This is a genomic window from Nocardioides sp. NPDC127514, assembly GCF_040302125.1.
Lineage (GTDB): Bacteria > Actinomycetota > Actinomycetes > Propionibacteriales > Nocardioidaceae > Nocardioides.
Genome location: NZ_JBEORF010000002.1, coordinates 1 through 17,480 on the forward strand (window position 1 = coordinate 1; position 17,480 = coordinate 17,480).

Below are 17,480 nucleotides of genomic sequence, written 5' to 3' on the forward strand. Positions count from 1 at the left end.
TTCGCCGGCCGCCTTCGGCGGTCCTGGACTCCGGACCAGATCGAGAAAAAACTTGGCTGGCTATCGGGGCGGCGGCCCGGGTGTGGCGCAGCGGATTCTTGCTTGGGACGGGTGATGTTGATGGGGTGGGAAGGTGGCCCTTCGGGCCACTTAGCATCCACAGAAACGATGCCGTTCGCTTACCGCGAAAACAGCCGTTGACCAGGGAAAATAGATGGCCAAGCAGGCGTTAGGAGCGTAGAATCGGACACATCACAGCACACCTCTGAAGGAGAGGGCAGCGATGAGTCTCGGGCGTTCGATCGACCCCTGGGGCACCGACCCCGGTGATGCGATTGACGCTGCCCTGGCCGCCATCGAGGCCGCCCTCCAAGAGTTGCTGGCAACCGATCCCGCCTATTGGCGCACCGGCCAGAAGAAGGACCTGCTCGAGCGGCTGGAGAAGCTCCAGGCCCAGCAAGCCGCATTGAAGCTGCGGGTGCTCGCCACGGCCGGCGACATCGCCGAAGAGACCGGTGCCAAAGACGCCTCCGGATGGATGCGGACCGAGCTGCTCGTCGACAAAGCCGTGGCTCGCTCCCAGATCAAACTCGCGGCCAGTGTCGCGAAGTACGACCTCGTGGCCGCCGGCCTCGCTGAGGGTGTGGTGTCCCAGGACAAGGCCCGGGTGATCACCCAGGCGCTCGACAAGATCGACGCCGATCCCGTCGCCAACGGCGAGGACCTGGTGTTGGCCGAGAAGCTGCTGGTCGACTACGCCACCCGGTTGACCGCCAACGAACTCCGCACCGTCGGGCGACGGATCCTGGCCGAGATCGACCCCGCCAGGTTCGAAGACGCCGAAGCCAAGGCCCTCCTCGCCGAGGAAGAACGCGCCCAGCAGAAGACCGCGCTGCGGGTGTGGGACAACCACGACGGCACCGTCGGCTTCGACGGCGTCCTGCCGACCTCGATGGGGATGCGGTTCAAGCGACTGGTCGAGGCCTGGGCCCAGCCCCGCAAACAACAACTCGTCGCCAAGGGTGCGTCCTTGCCGCCGTGGGAACGACTGATGGGACAGGGCTTCGCCCGGCTCCTCGAGACCGTCGACCCGGCCGCGCTACCTAGGCATGGCGGGGATGCGACCACCATCAACGTGGTGATCTCCCTGGAGGAGCTCCGCAAGGACCTCGGCATCGCCACGTTGGGCTATGACGAGACCAACGGGGCCACCATCTCCGCGGCGGAGGCCCGCCGGATGGCGTGCAACGCCACCATCATCCCCTGGGTCCTCGGTGGTGACAGCGAGGTCCTCGACGTCGGCCGGGGCAGCAGGTTCTTCCAACCGATCCAACGCAAGGCGATGCGGTTGCAGCACAAGTGTTGCCAGGCCGAAGGCTGCGACATGCCACCGGAATGGTGCGATGCCCACCATCTAGAACCCTGGGCCGCCGGCGGCAAGACAGATCTCAAGGACGGGGCGCTGCTCTGTCCCCACCATCACCGCCTCGCCCACAACGCGGCGTACGTTCATGAGCGACTACCCGACGGCACGATCCGGTTCACCCGTCGTCCGTGACTGCGCCGTCGGATACCCGCCGGAAGTCGACGGTGAGGCGCCCTAGTTTCGAGGCATGGGTACGCATGTCGACATCGATCCGGCCATCCTCTACTTCGGCACGCCGGTGGTGTTGCTCGCTACGGTCAACGAGGACGGCACCACGAACCTGATGCCGATGTCGTCGGTCTTCTGGCTGGGACGTACGGCGGTTCTCGGGATCGGTGCTTCGTCGCAGACGGCGCGGAATCTGAGGGAGCGGCCGGAGATCGTGCTCAACCTTCCCAGCGTCGACCTCGTGACCCAGGTCGATCGGCTGGCGCTGACCACGGGCAACGCGGCGATGTCGGCGGCGAAGGCCGAGCGTGGGTATGTGTATGTGTCCGACAAGTACGCGCATGCCGGGCTGACGGCGTACGGATCGGACACGGTGCTGCCGACGTCGGTCGCGGAGTGCCCGGTGCACATCGAGGGGACGGTCGCGGCGCTCCACGAGCTCGGTGAACCGAAACTGCTCGCCGTCGAGGTCGCGGTGACTGCGGTGCGGGTCGCACCGGAGCTGCGTCTGGATGGTCACGACCGGCGGATCGATCCTGATCGCTGGCGGCCGCTGGTGATGAGCTTCCAGCACTTCTACGGGCTGGGGGAGCGGGTCCATCCGTCGCGGCTGGCGAGCATCGACGAGGAGCTCTATCGGTGAGCGACGCCGGATCGACACGTCCGAGCGTCGGATTGTGGTTCGGGCCGACATAGACCTGTGGCGGGCGTCACATCTACGGTCGGTCTGCCTGCCGGGAGGCGGCGGGCTGGTCTCGCTCAGGAGGATCGGTCATGGGTCTCGGGTTTCGGATCTCGTCCAGGCTTCGGCAGCAACGGATCGGCGCCGCGCTCGCGGGTCTCGGCCTGGTGATGGCCGGAGGAGCAGCGGTCGCGGTCGCACCCGCCGAGACGTCCACGGCTGCCGCGGGTACGTGGTCGGCGAGGACGGCGGGCGGGATGACGACCCAGCTCTACGTCCCCAGTACCGCTCCGACGCTCGGCACCGGGCGTGCTCTCATGGTCAACCTGCACGGCTGCGTCCAGACCTCGGCCGCCCTGCGCGACGGCGGCAACTGGGCCGCGACGGCGGATGCGCGCGGGATGGTCGTGGCGATCCCGGCGGCCCCGAACGGCGGCGTACTCCTCGGCTGCTGGGACTACTACGACGGCAACCACTCCCGGACGTCGCCGGGGCGGCACGACGACAACCTTCTCCAGCTGGTCAGCGACCTGCTCGCCGATCCGGCCCTGGACATCGACCCCGACCAGGTCTATCTGTCCGGGCTGTCCTCGGGCGGCGGCGAGACGATGGTGATGGGCTGCCTCGCGCCCGACGTCTTCGCCGGGATCGGGATCAACGCCGGCCCTTCGGTCGGGACGACCTCGGGGCAGATCGGGTCGGTGGCGGTGACCCAGCCGCAGGTCACCAACACCTGCCGTACGTTCGCCGGCTCCGCCGCGTCTGGGTTCGGCAGCCAGCTCACCTCGGTGATCTACGGCTCCAACGACACCACCGTCGCGCCCGGCTACAACACTTTGAACGCGCAGGTCATGGCCGGGATCTATGGTGCCGGGTCGCAGTCGTCGTTCTCCCTGGCGGGCCTCGCCGGCAACAACACCGCGGGCTCCGGCACGCTGTGGTCGGACGGCACCGGCCCGCGCGTGTCCCTGATCCAGAACACCGGCATGGGACACAACTGGCCGGCCGGCGGCGGCCCCGGTGGCTCGTACGTCACGACGAACTCGATCGACTACCCGGCGTACGTCACCGACTTCTTCTTCGACAACAACCGCCGGGTCGAGCGGGGCACCGAGCCAACCGACCCGCCGACGGAGGAGCCCACCGACCCGCCGACCGAGCCGGGCCTCTACTGCGGCGCTGCGACCAACGCCCAGCACGCGGCCGCCGGGCGCGCGCACTCCTACGGCACCAACCCCTACAACCCGTTCTACGCGAACGTCTCGGAGGACTACCTGGGGCAGGGCGACGCCACTGTGACGACCCTGCAGGAGTCGGCGGGCGGCCGCTTCGATGTGGTCACGACCTGCTGACGTAGACCTCGTCCCCGGGTATGCATGCCGTCGAGGGATATGAGTCAGAGGGCGAGCGTCGACGCGATAGCTGCACTACCCGCGGCGTCGGAGCGAGCGGTCGGTGATCTCGATGTCGACCCAGTCTCGGACGGGCCCGGCGTCGTGAACGTCGACTTCAGTGATCGGGGTAGGGCCCTCCGAACGACTGGGCGACGGGTCGTGCTCCTTAACTTTCAGGGCGACTGGGTTTATGCTGCCTAGAGAATCAGTGCGGTAAGTCGCGTCCTCGACGCAACCATCCGAGCGCGGCTGCCGCGGTGCCAGACGACTGTTGTCGTCAGGTCGCTCGAAGGCCTGGAGGTGCTCCGCGCGATCCGGCTGCTGCGGTCCCAACTGAAACCAGGTCCCCGATCGGGCGGTAGTACTGGACGTTCGCCAGTTCGGACTCAGAGCAGAGCAAGATGCTCCAGCCAACCAACCGGGGTCGTCGCGACGGACGCTAAGGAGGGCGGCACACGTGCGGCGCCAGAACACTCCGGGCGAGGACTCACGGGTCAGGCACACCCCACCGCGGGGAACGCTCACCCCAGGCGGATGCCAAGTCGATGGTCCCGGTGAGGTTTGCATCCCCACCCAGATCGGGCGCTTAGAGAACACGACGCCAGCTGCCGCGGCGCGCGCGGCAGCCATGGCGACCGCGCTGGTGGTCATGGTCGTTGCGACACTCCTGGGAACACTCGGCTGGGGAGGGTGGAGCCCGGCTGCGGCGGCTCCAGACGTGTGCAGCCCGCTGACATCGGGCAAGGTCGACACGACCGGTGATCCACAGTCGGTGACCGTGACCGCACCCGCCGGGTACAAGATCCGCCAGTACTGCGTGAAGGCCGGCGCGGCCCCGGCTGGCGGCGGGCCGGTGTATGTCACCGTCGACCCACCCCGGCAGTCCGTGACCATTACGCACCCGACGGGCAAGGCGGTCAGCCACTGGTCGATCGAGTATGCGTCCTGCACGACCACCCCCGTCGAGCCAACTGAAAGCCCCGACCCGGAGCCGACGGAGACCGGTCCGACAGAGACCGGTCCGACAGAGACCGGTCCGACAGAGACCGGTCCGACTCCGGACGCATCACCCGACACCCCCGACGAAACAGGCGATACCGGCGGCCCGGAGAGCCCCGGCGAAACCGGCACTGGGGGCATGGGGAGCCCCGGCGGCGCCGGCGGCGGTACAGGGGACCCGGGCGCCAGTGACCGCCAGGCGACGGCTCCCGACGCCGAGGGCGCGGAGTCGGCGGGACCTGGCGGGGTACCGGTCCCAGCTCCGGAGGTGTCCCCGCCGAGCGCCGCCACCGATCTGCCGGCCCGGACGCTGTGCCGCGTCGACGCCGGCCTGGTGGAGGCGGCCTCGCTGGGAGGTTCGCGCCCCGATGGTGCAGGGTGGGTCCTCGGAGGCGCCGGCATGCTCGCGGGTGCACTGCTCCTCGGCGCCGTTCTGGTCGGGCTTGCGGTGCGCCGCCCGAGTCGCGTCGGCTCCGCTCCCGAGTCGCCGGAGACGAGGCACGCCCCCCGGCTGCCGCGACGACCACCACGTGGCAAGACAGTCGCATCGCTGGTGACGTTGACCATCCTGTTGGCCGCTGCTGGCGCGGACTCGCTGGCCTGGAGACTGACCGAGGGCGCCACGTCAGATGGCGGGGCGCGCGAGGGGGGACTGGCGTCAGCCGAGGAGCCCTTCGGTGGAAGCGTGCGGACACACGCCGCGGCGAACGCGCGGAGCCAGGCGGGGGCGAACACCGATGCTCGACCGGGCCGCCGGCAGCAAGGTGCAATTCCGTTGCAGGTCATGGCACCTTCGATCGGGGTGGACGCCCCGGTGGTTCCGGTGGGTCTGGTCGAGAACACCCTGACCCCGCCGTCCGAGGCGTCGAGGGTTGGCTGGTGGAGCGGAGGGGCCCGCCCGGGCGCAGCGCACGGAGCGACGGTGCTCGTCGGGCACACCGTGCTCGACGGAATGGGTGTCTTCGACGACCTGCCCGAGCTGACAGAGGGCGCGACGCTGATCGTGTCGACGCAGGACCGCGCCGTGAGGTACACGGTGACCACCGTGCGAACCCTCTCCCGCGCAGCATTCGCTCGCTGGGCGCCGGCGCTGTCAGATAGCGGTGGCGCGGCGCGGCTGGTCTTGGTGACATGCACCGATTGGGACGGGTCGCGCTACCTCTCGAACGCCGTGGTCGTCGCTCGCCCGAGCCGGGATCCCTCGGTGGGGTGAGCCCGGTGTCGAAGGAACGCGTCGTCGGTGGTCGCCAGCCCTCCTTGATCGATTCGCTCCTGCCGTTGGCGGCCCTGGCGCTCCTGATCGGCGGAGCCCTGACGCTGTTCGGCCTCGACGCCCTTGACGGGCCAATCCAGGTGGCGCTGCTGCTCTGTTGCGCGATGGCCGCGTTGATCGCGATGAAGAACGGACACGACTTCGCCGCCGTCCAGAAGACCGGCCGAGGCGCACTGGCCTCGGTGACCAGCGCGATCTTCATCCTGCTGGCGGTGGGCGCCCTGATCGGTGTGTGGAACCTCAGCGGCACCATCCCGACGCTGGTCTACTACGGGATCCAGATCCTCTCCCCGGGCTGGTACTACGTCGCCACCGCCGTCATCTGCGGGGTGGTGGCGCTGTGCATCGGCAGCTCGTGGACCACCGCGGCCACGATCGGCGTCGGACTGGTCGGCATTGCCGGCCTGATCGGAGTGTCCCCGGAGATCGCCGCCGGCGCGGTGATCTCCGGCGCCTACCTCGGCGACAAGACCTCACCGCTCTCGGAGACGACAATCCTGACAGCGCAGATCGCCGGGGTCGACGTGTACGAGCACATCCGCCGCCAGGTCTGGACGTCGGTGCCGGCATTCCTCTTCGCGCTCGTCGTGTTCGCGGTTCTCGGTGTCACCGGATCAGACACGGTCAGCCAGGCCGAGACCGACTCCGACCTGTCCCGCCTCGACGAGGTCTTCTGGATCACGCCGCTCGCGCTGCTGCCGCTGGTGCTGCTGGGGTATCTGTCGATCCGGAAGGTACCGGCCTCGATGGCGCTGCTCGTGTCCACCCTGTTCGCCGGGGTGCTCGGCGCCTTCCTCCAGCCCGACGTGTACGCCGACTTCGTTGCCGGAGCCGGGAACGTTGTCGTGGAGTCGGTCAAGGCGGTCTGGCTGGCGATGGCAAACGGCTTTTCGATCGCCACCGGCATTCCCGACGTCGACCGGCTGCTCTCGCGCGGCGGCATGGACAGCATGCTGCTGACGATCTGGCTGATTCTCGGGGCGGTCACGTTCGGGGCGTTGCTGGAGGAGTTCGGACTGATCGACCGACTGGTGCAGCCCATGATCCGGGCCGCGCGGTCGACCGGGCGCCTGTTCCTCACCGTGTTCGCCTGCGCCTTCGGGCTGAACGTGGTCGCCGGTGACCAGTACATCGCGCTGGTGTTGCCCAGCGGGATCTTCCGTGCCGAGTTCGCCCGCCGTGGGCTCGCGCCGACGAACCTGTCCCGGCTGGCCGCGGACAGCGGCACCGTCACCTCTCCACTCGTCCCGTGGAACTCCTGCGGCGCCTTCATGGGCGCAACTCTCGGCGTCTCCACGTTGCTGTACCTCCCTTACGCCGTCTTCTGCTACGCCAGCCCCGCGCTGAGCGTGCTGTACGGCGTTACCGGCTTCCGCGTCGAGAAGACCGAGCCGACAAGACTCGAGGAGAAGGAATGAGCACGCAGACTGAGACGGCGCCGACGGCCGTCGCGAAGATGAGCCTGCCCACGCTGACCGCGATGGTGGTCGGGTCGATGGTCGGCGCCGGGGTGTTCTCGCTGCCGGCCCGGTTCGGAGTCGCCACGGGAATCCTCGGTTCCCTGATCGCCTGGGCGATCGCCGGCGCGGGGATGCTGATGCTGGCGTTCGTCTTCCAGAACCTGGCGATCCGCAAGCCCGAGCTCGACTCGGGTGTGTTCATCTACGCCAAGGCCGGGTTCGGCGACTACGCCGGCTTCAACTCCGCGATCGGGTTCTGGGCCAGCGCGGTGGCAGGCAACACCTTCTATTGGGTCTTCATCACCGCGACCCTGGGCGGGTTCTTCGGGGCCTTCGGCGACGGAGACACCGTCTTGGCGGCCGCAGTGTCGACGGTTGCCATCTGGCTGTTTCACTATCTGATCGCCCGAGGGGTCCGTGACGCGGCGATCATCAACCGGATCGTGACGGTCTTCAAGATCCTGCCGATCCTGGTGTTCATCGTGGTGCTGTTCGTCTTCTTCGACGCAGGGGTGTTCGCTGACAACTGGACCGCCTACGGGTACGGCCTGGGCAACATGGACGAGCAGGTCCGCAACACGATGCTGATCACGACGTTCGTCTTCCTCGGGATCGAGGGGGCCAGCGTCTACTCGCGCTACGCCAAGAAGCGCTCGGACGTCGGCAAGGCCACCGTGCTCGGGTTCCTGAGCGTGCTGGCGATCTTCTCGCTGGTCACCCTGTCCAGCTACTCGGTCATGCCGCAACCGGAGCTCGCCGACACCCGTCAACCGTCGATGATCGGAGTGTTCGAGTCTGTGGTCGGGGACTGGGGCGAGGTCTTCATCAGCGTGGCCGTGATCGTCTCGGTGCTGGGCGCCTACCTGGCGTGGACCTTGATGGCGGCCGAGGTCATGTACATCCCCGCCCGCAACGACGACTTCCCAGAGTTCCTCGGGCGTGAGAACGCCCAGGGGACGCCGATCACCGCGCTGGTCGTGTCCTCGCTCGCCGTCCAGGCACTGCTCGCGCTCACCCTGGTGGTCACCGACGCGCTGAACTTCATGCTCGACCTGTGCACGAGCCTGGCGCTGCTGCCGTACTTCCTTGCGGCGGCGTACGCACTCAAGCTCGGCCTGACCGGGGAGGCCTATGACGACGTGGCGCCGCGAACGCGTCTCATGGAGACGATCGTCGCGGGGATCGCCACGGCGTACACGCTGTTCCTGTTCGACGCCGCGGGACTGAAGTTCATTCTTCTGATGACGGTCATCCTTGCCCCGGCGACCCTCCTCTACGTCAAGGCCCGCAGCGAGCACGGCCGACGACTGTTCAGCCCGACCGAGCTCGGGCTGTTCGTGCTGATCGCGATCGGCGGTGTCAGTGGCGCCATCGGTCTGTGGACCGGCCGCATCACCCTCTGAGGTCGCGGACCGGACCCGAACCATCCGAAGAGAAAGGAACCGAAATGACCGAGCAAACCACAGGGCCTTCCACCCCGACGTACGGCGTCCACTCCGAGGTCGGGGTGCTCCGGAAGGTGCTCGTGTGTCGGCCGGGGTTGGCGCATCGCCGGCTCACGCCCAGCAACAGTGACGAACTGCTGTTCGACGATGTGATGTGGGTCGAGGCCGCCCAGCGCGATCACGCCGACTTCGTGAACAAGCTGACCCAGCGGGGGGTGGAGGTGGTCGAGCTCCACGACCTGCTGGCGCAGACGATGGACGTGCCCGGGGCGCGGGACTGGCTGCTGGACCGCAAGATCGTCCCGAACCGGGTCGGCCTCGGGCTCGTCGACGTCACCCGCGCCGTCCTCGACTCCCTGCCCGGGCAGCAACTTGCAGAGTTCCTCATCGGCGGGCTCGCCACCCAGGACCTGCCTGACGGGCACGGTATCGGCTATATCGCCCTCGCCCGCGAGTCGACGGGCGCCCGGGAGTACCTCCTGCCGCCACTCCCTAACACCCTCTACACGCGGGACACCACCTGCTGGCTGTACGGCGGACTGACCATGAATCCGCTCTACTGGCCGGCCCGCAAGGAGGAGACGCTCCTCTACAAGGCCATCTACCAGTTCCACCCGGACTTCGTCGGCTCCCCAGTCTGGTGGGGCGACCCCGAGCAGGACTGGGGCCAAGCCACGTTCGAGGGCGGCGACATCATGCCGGTCGGCAACGGCGTGGTCCTGATGGGGATGAGCGAGCGGACCTCGCGGCAGGCGATCACCCAGGTCGCGGCGGCACTGTTCGCGAAGGGTGCGGCCGAAAAGGTCATCGTCGCGGGCATGCCGAAGCTGCGTGCCGCGATGCACCTCGACACCGTGTTCACCTTCGCCGACCGCGACATCGTCACGCTGTACCCGCAGATCGTCGACGGCGTGCACGCGTTCACTCTGCTGCCTTCCGATACCGCGCCCGGCGTCGACGTCATCGACGAAGGCTCGACCCCGTTCGTCGACGTGGTCGCCAAAGCCCTGAGCCTGGACTCGCTGCGGGTGATCGAGACCGGGGGCGACGTGTACCAGTCCGAGCGGCAGCAGTGGGACAGCGGCAACAACGCGGTCGCCCTCGAACCCGGAGTGGTGTTCACCTATGACCGCAACACGCTGACCAATACTCTGCTGCGCAAAGCCGGGGTCGAGGTGATCACCATCGTCGGGGCCGAGCTCGGCCGGGGCCGCGGTGGGGGACACTGCATGACCTGCCCGATCGTCCGCGACCCGGTGACGTTCTGATGGCCGGCCAGCGGAGCATCGATGCCCTGGCGCTCGGGGCCGTCCTCGTCCTCGTCCTCGGCGTGCTCACCGGCTGCGGGGGCTCCGATGACACGTCGGTCGACGAGCCGACCACGACCGCGGGCGAGTCGCCGGCGGCCGTGGACGCAGCGGCACTCGAGGGGGCGACATACGAGTCCACTTCGGTAGAGGGCCACGACCTGGTCGAAGGGTCGACCATCCACCTGGCGTTCGAGGACGACACGATGTCGGTTTCGGCCGGGTGCAACACCCTGTTCGGCCCGTACGCCGTGACCGACGAGACGCTGGCCTGGACCGAGGCACCGGCCAGTTCGATGATGGCCTGTTCACCGGAGCTTGACGAGCAGGATCGGTGGCTGACCGATCTGTTCACCAACGGTATGCAGGGCACGGGCGACGGGCCCACCCTGACCCTGACCGACGGAACCGTCACGATCCAGCTCGCCAGCACCTCCGCCCCATCTCTCGACACCCTGCTCGGCAGGGTCTGGACGGTCGTCGGCACGATCGCCGACGGTGCCACCGCGCGGCTCCCGGTGAACACGCGCCGCCCGTGGCTGACCGTCGGTCAGGATGGGCTCTCCCGCCTCTTCACCGGCTGCAACAGCGGACGCACGACCGTACGGGTCGTGGACGACCAGATCGCCTTCGGCCCCGCCACCGTGACACGCGGCAGGTGCCAAGGGGCTGCGCGCCTCAACGAGGAGGCTGTCCTCGCGATCGTCGACGACCAGACCACCGACCACGTCGAGTTCATCGGGGAGGTGCTGATCGTGACCGTCGGCGACAAGGGACTCGTCTTCCAGCTCCGCTGACGCGGCGGGCCGGAGCCCATGAACAACCCGACGTACGGAGGCACGACCCCTGACAACCGTTCTACGCGAACGTCTCGGAGGACTACTTGGGACAGGGAGACCCCACCATGACGATCGTCCAGGAGTCGGCTGGCGGCCGCTTCGACGTGGTCACGACCTGCTGATCGGGTCACGATTCGCGGAGCCTGAGGCGGTCGAAGACGCGGTTCAGCCAGGGCGGCAGGTACCAGTTGGCGCTGCCGCCCAGCCGCATGGCTGCCGGGACGAGGACACCGCGGATGATCGTGGCGTCGAGGAGGATGGCGATGGCCGTACCGATGCCGATCATCTTCAGATACATGACTTCGCCGGAGGCGTAGACGGCGAAGGAGACCGCGAGGGTGACGGCGGCTGCCGTGATCAGCGGGGCGGAGCGTTGCAGGCCGACGAGCACGGCTTGCCGATTGTCGCCGGTTCGGTCGTACTCCTCGCGGATGCGGGAGACCATGAACACCTCGTAGTCCATCGACAGCCCGTAGACGACGCAGAACATGAGGATCGGGAAGGCCGGGTCGAGGGTGCCGATCGGGGTGAAGCCGAGGAGGTCGGCGAACATCCCGTTCTGGAAGACGACGGTGAGCACCGCGAACATCACGGCGATGCTCACCATGTTCAGGAGCACTGCCTTCAGCGGGATCAGCAGGCTGCCGCTGAACAGGAAGAGCAGCACGAAGGTGACCATCAGGATCAGGGCGCCGACCAGCGGGAGCCGCTCCATCAGTGCGTCGCGGAAGTCGACCAGCTCCGCCGGGTCACCCCCGACCACCTGCTGGCTGAAGGGGCTGTCCAGGGAACGCACCTGGTGGACGAGCTCGGTCGGGACGCCGGCGTCGAGCGCAGCGCGTGACGGGACCGCCTCGAGGCGTTGCCCGTCGGCTCGGTCGAGGCGGTCGGGTGCCGGGGCGATGCGGGTGCCGTCGGCGAAGACCCCGGCGGGGGAGTTGACCTGCACGATCCCGTCCACGGTGGAGAGGTCGGTCGCGTACTCGGCGATGTCCTGGGGAGCCACGGCGGGGCCGGTGTTGACGACCTGAAGGGCGTCGTTGGGCTCGGCCGAGAAGCCTGTGCGCAGCTCGTCGTAGGTGTCGCGCACGGAATGTCCGGGAGGCAGTACGCGGTCGTCGGGGACTCCGATCTGAACGCCGGCCGCGGGCGCGGCGAGAGCGATCACGCTGATCAGCGTGATCCCGCCCCAGGCGAGCGGACGATCCATCACCCGTCGCCCCAACCGGTACCAGCGCCCGGTCTCGACCGGCCTCGAGGCCGGGAGAGTGCGACCGCGCCGGGTCATCCGTGCGCCGATGACGGCGAGTGCGGCCGGGAGAACGACGATGGCGCCGATGCCCGCCGCGAGGACGGTGAGGACGCCGGCCCATGCGAAGGAGCGCAGGAAGTCGTACGGCAGGAGGAACAGCATCGACATCGCCGCCGCGACCGTCAGACCACTGAAGATCACCGTACGTCCGGCCGTGTCCAGGGTCTCGGCCAGCGCGTCCGGCACCGATCGACCTGCACCGAGGGCCTCGCGGAATCGGGAGATCACGAACAGGCTGTAGTCGACGCCCAGGCCGATGCCCATCACCAGGGTGATGTTCGCGGCGAACGAGGCTATCTCGGTCACACCGGTCAGGGCGCGCAGTCCGGCCAGCGTGCTGACCACCGCGAAGACACCGACGCCGAGGGTCAGCAGCGCGAAGCTGAGCCGGCGGTAGATGATCAGCAGCAGCACGAACATCAGCGGAAGGATGATCAGCTCGGCGCGCACGAAGTCGAGCGCTGCCTGCTCGCTGATCTGAGTCGAGGCCGCTTCTCCGCCGGCCACGCGTACCTCGATCGCCTCGCCGTGGACCGTGTAAGCAGGGATCAGGCGCGCGATCACCTCACGCGCACTCGTGGCATCACCGGCGACGTGGGCGAGAACGACCGCGGAGCCAGCGTCGTCGCTGCGCATGGAAGGGTCTCGACCGGTCGACCAGTAGGACCAGACCTCCGCCACCCGCGGCTCATCGTCGAGGTCGGCGGAGACTGCCATGGCCTCCCGCTCGACAGAGGGGTCATCGACCGATCCGCCGGTCGCCTCGACGAGCAGGACGACGTTCGCGGTGCCGGTGCCGAAACGCTCGGTGAGCTCGTCCTGAGCTGCCACCGACTCGGTGCCCGGCACCTCCCAGCGAGACAGTACGAACGATGACATCGCCCCGGAGGCGACGAACCCGAGAACGAGCAACGCGCTGATCGCGATGCCGAGGATCCATCCGGGACGACGGGCGACGAGACGGGCCAGCTTCGCCAGCCAGGTCGAGCGGAAGGCCGGAGCGGTGGCGGTGGTGGGGGCGGAGGTGGGGGTCAGTTCGCGGATCGGCTCGACCATGGTCGCGCTCTCCCTGCTAGTTTTACGAGTAGATGCTCGCGATAAATATACGAGCATTTACTCGCATATTTCAAGGAGGGCGACGATGACCGATCCTGCGGCTTCGATCCGGCCGCGCCGCAAGCGGCAGGCGCGTGGGGAAGAGCGAATGCGCGAGATCGTGCGTGCGGCCGCGGTGGTCTTCGCCGAACGCGGACCGGATGGCGCGACGACCAATGCGATCGCAGCCGAGGCCGGGATCTCGCCGGGCTCGCTCTATCAGTTCTTCGGCAGCAAGGCCGACATCGCCCGCGCGCTCAGCGAGCACTACGCCGCAGAGCTTTCCGGCGTGCGCCGAACGATCATGGACGTCGGCCAGGAGGCGTCGATCGAGGCCTCGATCGACGCCGTGGTCGGTCCGCTGGTCGAGTTCAACCTCGCTCACCCCGGGTTCAAGGCCCTCTTTGCGCGATCTGACCTGCCGGCCGACATGCGCGATGCCGTCGCCCCGGTTCAGCAGGCCATGCACCAGACGGTCGCGACGTTGATCGGACGATTCATGACCGAGCGTGAGCCGGCAGACGTCGATCGCGTCGCCACCGTCGCCATCCAGATCGTTCGCGGGATGATGCCGCTGATCACCGAGGCTCCAGACCCGGCAACCCGTGATGCACTCACGGCCGAGCTCCGCACTGCGTTGGCCGGCTATCTCACTCGCGCTTGAACCTCGCGTCGCGCTGACTCCGAGGCGAACTGTCCGGTGTGGCTGACGTAGGCTTCGTCTCCCGATCAGAACGAGGTGCAGCATGACAGCGAGCAGGTCCGCTCGTGAGCGGAAGGCAGCCTCGCAGGCCGGGCCCCTGGCCACGGTGAGGATCGACCTCGACGCGCAGGAGCAGTTCGTCTACAAGATCACCTGCACGGAGTGCGTCGTCAGGGACAGGATCAAGTGGGCGACCTACCGTGCCGGTGAGGACAACGGCTTCATGGCGGCGATGGACCGATGGATCTTCCACCTGACGCAGAAGCATCCCGAATCGGACGCGCCGTGTCTGAAGTTCCTGCCCGAGGCGCAGCAGCGGCTCGAGGAGCGCCGGCAGGGGCGACCCGTCGACTGACCGCCTCAGCCGCGCATGGCGGCGGCCTTGATCTCCTCGAACTGCTCGCCCATCCGGACGGCGAGGGCCTCGGCGGCACGCAGCGGGCGGACCATCACCTTGAAGTCGACGATCTTCCCCTCCGCGTCATCGGTCAGGAAGTCGCAGCCGTTGAGCTCGAGGCCGTCGACCGTGGCGGTGAACTCGTAGGCGTGGTGGACGCCGTCGTGGATCTCGCGCACGTAGGTGAAGTCCTCGAACACCTTCACCACGGCGCGCAGGATCGCGGCGGTGATCGCCCGGCCGGGGTAGGGCTTGAACGCGACCGGGCTGGTGAACACGACGTCCTCGGCGAGCATCGCCTCCACGGCATCCATGTCCTTGGCCTCGATCGCCTCGCGGAAGGTGGTCATCTTGGCTCCTCTGGGTCGACTGCTGGGAGGTCGGTTGCTGGGGAGAGCCTAGAGGGACGGGTGGTGCGGCGTGCTCCGCGCGATCCTCCGACCGCCGTTGAGGGCGTAGCCGATGCCGATCCCGACCGCCGCGGGAGCGAGGACGAGGCCGGCGAGGAACGGGGTCAGGTTCCACAGATCGCTCCACAGCACGTCGAAGTCGCGACCCTCCTCGAACCAGATCCGGACCGGGCCGCTGAGTCCGACCACGCCGGCGATCAGGGCCCAGCGTACGAAGACGGGCGGAAGGGTCGCCGCATGGTGGCCGTCCCACAGCCCCCAGATCCCCGAGACGGTGAGCAGCAGCGCGAAGTAGATCAGGCCGGCGCCGATGTTCGCGTCCTCGGTCGGGAAGAGGTTGGTCATCACGGTCGAGAACAGGAGGCTGCCGCCGAGGATCACGGCGAGGCGTACGAGAAGCTTCATGTCTCCAGCCTCGCCGATCGGGCTGCGGCGCGCATGAGTGTGAGTACTCAGACGTGCCGGAACGACTCGGTCCTTGACACGGATCAGCTGCGCCTCGATCGTGTTCGACAACGATGTCGAAGGAGTCTGGCATGACTGTCTGGAGCACGAGCAGCGACTGGCAGCTCAGCCCGGACCCCGGGTTCGTGCCGGGAGGCGCAGTCAGTCCGACGTCGACGCCGCTCGCCGCCGCCAGGGGCACGGGCAAGGTTGCCGCTCTCACCTTCGACGACGGCCCGAACCCCGGCGAGACGGATCGCTTGCTGGAGATCCTGGCCGCTCACGAGATCACCGCGGTGTTCTGTGTCATCGGCCAGAACATCACCGCGCCCGGCGGCAGCGAGATCCTGGGACGCATCGTCGCCGCGGGCCACACGCTGTGCAACCACACCACGTCCTACGCCGACATGGGCAGCTGGTCGCACGCCCAGGTCGAGCGGGATCTCAAGGCCAACCTGACCACGATCCGCGAGGTGCTGGGAGACCCGGCTCAGCAGGTGCCCTACTTCCGGGCTCCCAACGGCAGCTGGGGCAACACCGCAGAGGTCGCCGCCTCCCTCGGCATGCAGCCGCTCGGGCTGGGCAACGTGATCTTCGACTGGGACGGCAACGACCTGACCGCGGAGACGCTGGCGAGCAACCTCCGGGCGGCGATCCGCCCCGGCGCGGTCGCCCTCGCCCACGACGGCGGTGGCAACCGCGAGAACACCGTCGACGCGGTCGAGACGGTGCTCCCGGAGAAGCTGGCCGAGGGATACACCTTCACCCTGCCGCAGGGCGGCATCCCGGGCGCGGACTGGACTCCCAGGAGGTGACCGCCTCGAACGGTAGCGGCGGGGTAGTCCGGTAGTGAACTGCCCTAATACTGACGAGTAATAGGCAGTTCGCTACCGGACTACCCCGACAACGACTACCGATGGGGGCGAGAGCAGGGTGCGGTTGTGACGTACGAGCTCGTCGGCCCGGGCGAGGCCGGCGCCGTCGGCTAGATTGCGCGTCGTGAGTGGATCGATGAGCAGCCGGAGTGCCCTGGTGGTCGGCGCGGGGATCGGAGGGCTCACGACGGCGCTCGCGCTGTCCCGGGTCGGCTGGCAGGTGACCGTGCTGGAGCGCGCGCCGGAGCTGGGCGAGGTCGGCGCCGGCCTCTCGATCTGGCCGCGGGCGTGGAAGATTCTCGCCGATCTCGGGGTCGCGGATCGGCTCGTGGACGGCACCCGGCCGGCGATCCAGGCGGGGTTGCGGCGGCCCGACGGGCGCTGGCTGGCGAAGGTGGGCGCCGACGCCGCCGAGCGGACCCCGGTGATGGTGCACCGGGCCCGGCTGCACGAGGCGCTGGTGAGCGAGCTGGAGACCCGCGACGGGATCGAGGTACGCACCGGAGTGACCGTCACCAGCCTGGCTGAGCTCGACGACGCCGACGTGGTGGTCGCCGCCGACGGGATCCGCAGCACGATCCGGAACGAGCTGCATCAGCGCGAGGACGTACGTTATGCCGGCTACACCGCCTACCGCGGTGTCACCGCGGAGCCGGTGCCGGGTGACGCGTCGACCACGGGAGGCGAGACCTGGGGGACCGGGGTGCGCGTCGGCTACGCCCCGCTGGTGGATGGCCGGACGTACTGGTTCGTGACCGCCAACCGGCCGGCGGGGGAGACCGGCGGGGACCACCATGCCGACGTCACCGCGCTGGTCGGCGACTGGCACGACCCGATCCCGCAGCTGCTGGCGGCGACGCCTCCGAGCGCTGTCCTCCGCGGAGACATCTGTGATCTGCGGCTGCCGCTGAAGCGGTTCGACCACGGGCGGGTCGTCCTCCTCGGCGACGCCGCGCACGCGACGACCCCCAACCTCGGGCAGGGTGCCTGCGCCGCTATCGAGGACGCCGCCGTCCTGGCCGCGCAGCTCGCCGGTCACGCCCGCGTCGAGAGTGCGCTGGTGGCCTACGACCGCACCCGGCGGCCGGCTACATCTCGGCTGATTCGGGCTTCTCGGCTGGTCGGGGTGATCGGCCAGGTCGACAACGCCCCTGTGGTGGCGGTCCGTGACGCCAGCCTCGCGGGGCTCGGCGCGATCGCGGGGCTGCTGAGCAGGTAGATCCGCGTCACAGCCTCACGGCCGCTGGTGTC

At 68.5% G+C, this 17,480-nt stretch carries 15 protein-coding genes; 12 read left to right on the plus strand and 3 right to left on the minus strand.

Annotated elements, in window-relative coordinates:
• Positions 1-283: 283 nt before the first annotated feature.
• From ABTX24_RS01480 to ABTX24_RS01515, 8 genes are all read left to right on the plus strand, one after another.
• Complete coding sequence (locus ABTX24_RS01480) at positions 284-1,558, plus strand: HNH endonuclease signature motif containing protein (RefSeq protein ID WP_350836895.1); 1,275 nt, start codon at positions 284-286, stop codon at positions 1,556-1,558.
• A 55-nt stretch (positions 1,559-1,613) separates the two neighbouring features.
• A complete protein-coding gene (locus tag ABTX24_RS01485) occupies positions 1,614-2,237 on the plus strand; it encodes a flavin reductase family protein (RefSeq protein WP_350836897.1) in 624 nt (207 codons plus the stop codon).
• A gap of 131 nt (positions 2,238-2,368) precedes the next feature.
• The gene (locus ABTX24_RS01490) at positions 2,369-3,628 is read left to right on the plus strand and encodes an extracellular catalytic domain type 1 short-chain-length polyhydroxyalkanoate depolymerase (RefSeq protein ID WP_350836898.1); all 1,260 of its coding nucleotides are present in this window, start codon (positions 2,369-2,371) and stop codon (positions 3,626-3,628) included.
• Positions 3,629-4,937: 1,309 nt separating this feature from the next.
• Entirely contained in the window at positions 4,938-5,882 is a 945-nt protein-coding gene (locus ABTX24_RS01495; protein WP_350836900.1) for a class F sortase, read from the plus strand.
• A 5-nt stretch (positions 5,883-5,887) separates the two neighbouring features.
• Positions 5,888-7,360 carry a Na+/H+ antiporter NhaC gene (gene nhaC / locus ABTX24_RS01500; RefSeq protein WP_350836902.1) on the plus strand — a complete coding sequence of 491 codons (1,473 nt, stop codon included), beginning with the start codon at positions 5,888-5,890 and terminating at the stop codon, positions 7,358-7,360.
• Positions 7,357-8,805, plus strand: coding sequence for a basic amino acid/polyamine antiporter (locus tag ABTX24_RS01505; protein WP_350836904.1), 1,449 nt, complete (start codon positions 7,357-7,359; stop codon positions 8,803-8,805). Before nhaC ends, ABTX24_RS01505 begins: the two co-directional genes overlap by 4 nt.
• Positions 8,806-8,849: 44 nt before the next feature.
• Positions 8,850-10,115 carry an arginine deiminase gene (locus ABTX24_RS01510; RefSeq protein WP_350836906.1) on the plus strand — a complete coding sequence of 422 codons (1,266 nt, stop codon included), beginning with the start codon at positions 8,850-8,852 and terminating at the stop codon, positions 10,113-10,115.
• Positions 10,115-10,951, plus strand: coding sequence for an META domain-containing protein (locus ABTX24_RS01515; RefSeq protein WP_350836908.1), 837 nt, complete (start codon positions 10,115-10,117; stop codon positions 10,949-10,951). Before ABTX24_RS01510 ends, ABTX24_RS01515 begins: the two co-directional genes overlap by 1 nt.
• Before the next feature lie 169 nt (positions 10,952-11,120).
• On the opposite strand, the gene ABTX24_RS01520 is transcribed toward ABTX24_RS01515, so the two are convergent.
• Positions 11,121-13,361 (minus strand): MMPL family transporter, encoded by a 2,241-nt coding sequence (locus tag ABTX24_RS01520; RefSeq protein WP_350836910.1) that lies wholly within the window; start codon positions 13,359-13,361, stop codon positions 11,121-11,123.
• 85 nt (positions 13,362-13,446) lie between these two features.
• Here ABTX24_RS01520 and ABTX24_RS01525 point away from each other — a divergent pair, with 85 nt between their 5' ends.
• The gene (locus ABTX24_RS01525; protein WP_350836912.1) at positions 13,447-14,064 is read left to right on the plus strand and encodes a TetR/AcrR family transcriptional regulator; all 618 of its coding nucleotides are present in this window, start codon (positions 13,447-13,449) and stop codon (positions 14,062-14,064) included.
• 82 nt (positions 14,065-14,146) lie between these two features.
• The gene (locus ABTX24_RS01530; protein WP_350720590.1) at positions 14,147-14,458 is read left to right on the plus strand and encodes a hypothetical protein; all 312 of its coding nucleotides are present in this window, start codon (positions 14,147-14,149) and stop codon (positions 14,456-14,458) included.
• Positions 14,459-14,463: 5 nt separating this feature from the next.
• On the opposite strand, the gene ABTX24_RS01535 is transcribed toward ABTX24_RS01530, so the two are convergent.
• Entirely contained in the window at positions 14,464-14,850 is a 387-nt protein-coding gene (locus tag ABTX24_RS01535) for a nuclear transport factor 2 family protein (RefSeq protein ID WP_350836914.1), read from the minus strand.
• A 48-nt stretch (positions 14,851-14,898) separates the two neighbouring features.
• On the minus strand, positions 14,899-15,315 hold the full coding sequence (locus tag ABTX24_RS01540; RefSeq protein WP_350836916.1) for a hypothetical protein: 417 nt from the start codon (positions 15,313-15,315) through the stop codon (positions 14,899-14,901).
• 131 nt (positions 15,316-15,446) lie between these two features.
• Between ABTX24_RS01540 and ABTX24_RS01545 the strand changes: the two genes are divergently transcribed.
• Together ABTX24_RS01545 and ABTX24_RS01550 are read left to right on the plus strand one after the other, a co-directional pair.
• Positions 15,447-16,169 (plus strand): polysaccharide deacetylase family protein, encoded by a 723-nt coding sequence (locus ABTX24_RS01545; protein WP_350836918.1) that lies wholly within the window; start codon positions 15,447-15,449, stop codon positions 16,167-16,169.
• Between the two features lie 184 nt (positions 16,170-16,353).
• Entirely contained in the window at positions 16,354-17,448 is a 1,095-nt protein-coding gene (locus ABTX24_RS01550; protein WP_350836920.1) for an FAD-dependent oxidoreductase, read from the plus strand.
• The last annotated feature ends 32 nt before the right edge of the window (positions 17,449-17,480 follow it).

Excerpts from the sequence above, each read along its gene's own strand:
- ABTX24_RS01480 (WP_350836895.1), top strand. The coding sequence starts at position 284 with ATGAGTCTCGGGCGTTCGATCGACCCCTGGGGCACCGACCCCGGTGAT.
- ABTX24_RS01485 (WP_350836897.1), top strand. The coding sequence starts at position 1,614 with ATGGGTACGCATGTCGACATCGATCCGGCCATCCTCTACTTCGGCACG.
- ABTX24_RS01490 (WP_350836898.1), top strand. The coding sequence starts at position 2,369 with ATGGGTCTCGGGTTTCGGATCTCGTCCAGGCTTCGGCAGCAACGGATC.
- ABTX24_RS01505 (WP_350836904.1), top strand. The coding sequence starts at position 7,357 with ATGAGCACGCAGACTGAGACGGCGCCGACGGCCGTCGCGAAGATGAGC.
- ABTX24_RS01510 (WP_350836906.1), top strand. The coding sequence starts at position 8,850 with ATGACCGAGCAAACCACAGGGCCTTCCACCCCGACGTACGGCGTCCAC.
- ABTX24_RS01515 (WP_350836908.1), top strand. The coding sequence starts at position 10,115 with ATGGCCGGCCAGCGGAGCATCGATGCCCTGGCGCTCGGGGCCGTCCTC.
- ABTX24_RS01520 (WP_350836910.1), bottom strand. The coding sequence starts at position 13,361 with ATGGTCGAGCCGATCCGCGAACTGACCCCCACCTCCGCCCCCACCACC.
- ABTX24_RS01525 (WP_350836912.1), top strand. The coding sequence starts at position 13,447 with ATGACCGATCCTGCGGCTTCGATCCGGCCGCGCCGCAAGCGGCAGGCG.
- ABTX24_RS01530 (WP_350720590.1), top strand. The coding sequence starts at position 14,147 with ATGACAGCGAGCAGGTCCGCTCGTGAGCGGAAGGCAGCCTCGCAGGCC.
- ABTX24_RS01535 (WP_350836914.1), bottom strand. The coding sequence starts at position 14,850 with ATGACCACCTTCCGCGAGGCGATCGAGGCCAAGGACATGGATGCCGTG.
- ABTX24_RS01540 (WP_350836916.1), bottom strand. The coding sequence starts at position 15,315 with ATGAAGCTTCTCGTACGCCTCGCCGTGATCCTCGGCGGCAGCCTCCTG.
- ABTX24_RS01545 (WP_350836918.1), top strand. The coding sequence starts at position 15,447 with ATGACTGTCTGGAGCACGAGCAGCGACTGGCAGCTCAGCCCGGACCCC.